The organism is Acinetobacter soli, from assembly GCF_000760595.1.
GTDB classification, from domain to species: domain Bacteria; phylum Pseudomonadota; class Gammaproteobacteria; order Pseudomonadales; family Moraxellaceae; genus Acinetobacter; species Acinetobacter soli.
On record NZ_BBNM01000026.1, the window covers coordinates 1 to 2157 of the forward strand.

The following is a 2157-nucleotide window of genomic DNA, read 5'->3' on the forward strand; positions in this document are numbered from 1 at the left end:
GTGGTGGAGGCAATGATCTTGGCACGTGCTTTAAGCTGGTATTGTGCAACCGCTTCATCTGATGCAATTCAGAACTGCTGCTGCACCGTCGTTGATGCCTGACGCATTGCCCGCTGTCACGCTACCTTCCGGCTTGACCACGCCTTTTAACTTGGCCAGTCCCTCTAGTGTGGTTGAGGCACGTGGATGCTCATCGGTGGCGATCACCACCGGCTCTCCTTTGCGCTGTGGAATCGTGACAGGCACGATTTCTTTTGCAAAGTAGCCTTTGGCCTGTGCCGCCGCGGTGCGTTGCTGGCTGGTGTAGGCAAACTGGTCTTGGTCTTCACGCTGGATACCAAACTGCTCGGCCACATTTTCTGCGGTTTGCGGCATGGTATCCACACCATACATGGCTTTAAGCTTCGGATTGATGAAGCGCCAGCCCATGGTGGTGTCTTCTATCTTCTGGGTGCGTCCAAACGCCCCTTCTGATTTCCCCATCACATACGGTGCGCGGCTCATGCTTTCGACACCCCCTGCAATGATCAGATGGGCTTCGCCTGCTTTGATCGCACGTGCTGCCATGGCGATTGCATCCAGAGATGAGCCACACAGGCGGTTGACCGTCGTTGCCGGTACTTCGACCGGCAGGCCTGCCAGCAGTGCCGACATACGGCCAACGTTACGGTTGTCTTCTCCTGCCTGATTGGCACAGCCGTAGATCACGTCATCGACCTGTGCCCAGTTTACGCTTGGGTTGCGTTCGATCAGGGCAGCAATCGGGATTGCACCGAGGTCATCCGCACGTACTGGTGCCAATCCGCCTGCATAGCGGCCAAACGGGGTACGGATCGCATCGACGATATATGCATGTTTCATATTCGGTTATCCTTAGCCTTGTGTCGCATCGATCAGTGTTGCACCGGTCAGGCGTTGTAGTTCTTCAAAGCTTAAGCCTTCGACTTTCTCGATCACTTTCAGTCCTTCTGGCACCACATCGATGATGCACAGGTCGGTGTAGATCCGATCGACACATTTCTGGCCCGTGGCTGGGTACGTCAGTTCAGCGACAATCTTCGGCTCACCTTTTTTAGTGACATGATCGGTGGTTACAAAGACTTTTTTTGCCCCAACCGCAAGATCCATGGCTCCACCGACCGACGGTATGGCATCCGGTGCACCGGTGTGCCAGTTGGCCAGGTCTCCATTGGCGGCGATCTGGAATGCGCCTAGTACGCAGATATCCAGATGTCCACCGCGCATCATGGCGAAGGAGTCGCCATGGTGAAAGAAGCAACCGCCTTCGAGCATGGTCACGTATTCTTTGCCTGCGTTGATCAGTTCCGGGTCTTCTTCGCCGGCCGCTGGTGGTGGGCCAAAAGCCAGCAGTCCGTTTTCTGAATGTAGAAATACGTCTTTGTCGGCAGGCAGATAGCTGGCAATCTTGGTCGGCAGGCCAATCCCTAGATTGACATAGGAGCCTTCCGGAATATCTTGGGCAACGCGCTGGGCGATCTGGTCACGGGTCAGTTTGTGATAACTCATCTCGATCTCCTTATGGTGCAGCGCTTGCTGGGGTAGATTGGACTGGTACAACGTGTTGAACAAAGATGCCTGGGGTCACCACGTTTTCCGGATCGAGTTCTCCTAGTGCCACCACTTCGCTCACTTGTGCGATGGTCACGTTGGCGGCCATGGCCATGATCGGGCCGAAGTTTCGTGCTGATTTGCGATAGACCAGATTGCCCCAGCGGTCGCCCTTGTAGGCTTTGATCAGGGCAAAGTCGGCCTTGATCGGGTTTTCCAGTACGTAGTCTTTGCCATCAAAGTTCAGGGTGGGTTTACCTTCTGCGAGTAAGGTGCCAAAACCGGTTGGGGTGTAGATCGGCCCCAGCCCCATGCCGGCAGCCTGTATGCGGCAGGCCAGATTGCCCTGCGGCACGATTTCGAGTTCAATTTTGCCCGCACGGTATAGCTCGTCAAATACGTAGGAGTCGGCCTGACGTGGGAAGGAACAGATGATCTTTTTAACTGCGCCAGTTTTTAGCAGCTTGGCCAGTCCATAATCTCCATTGCCGGCATTGTTGCTGACGATGGTCAGGTTCTTGCGACCTAGTTCAATCAGTCCGTCAATCAGCTCGGCGGGTTGGCCGGCTGTTCCAAAACCACCAATCA

At 55.0% G+C, this 2157-nt stretch carries 2 protein-coding genes and 1 pseudogene; all 3 read right to left on the reverse strand.

From position 1 onward, the window contains the following. A pseudogene (locus tag Aso01_RS15775) lies at positions 1–861 on the reverse strand (acetyl-CoA C-acyltransferase); the annotation flags it as partial. Positions 862–873: 12 nt separating this feature from the next. Next, positions 874–1527 carry a 3-oxoadipate CoA-transferase subunit B CatJ gene (catJ, locus tag Aso01_RS15780; protein WP_004925445.1) on the reverse strand — a complete coding sequence of 218 codons (654 nt, stop codon included), beginning with the start codon at positions 1525–1527 and terminating at the stop codon, positions 874–876. A gap of 10 nt (positions 1528–1537) precedes the next feature. Beyond that, positions 1538–2157, reverse strand: a 620-nt coding sequence (locus tag Aso01_RS15785; protein WP_042065630.1) for a 3-oxoacid CoA-transferase subunit A, incomplete at its 5' end; no start/stop codon positions are given.

What these genes read in the sequence shown, in the direction of transcription:
- catJ (WP_004925445.1), bottom strand. Translation starts at nt 1,527, where the DNA reads ATGAGTTATCACAAACTGACCCGTGACCAGATCGCCCAGCGCGTTGCC.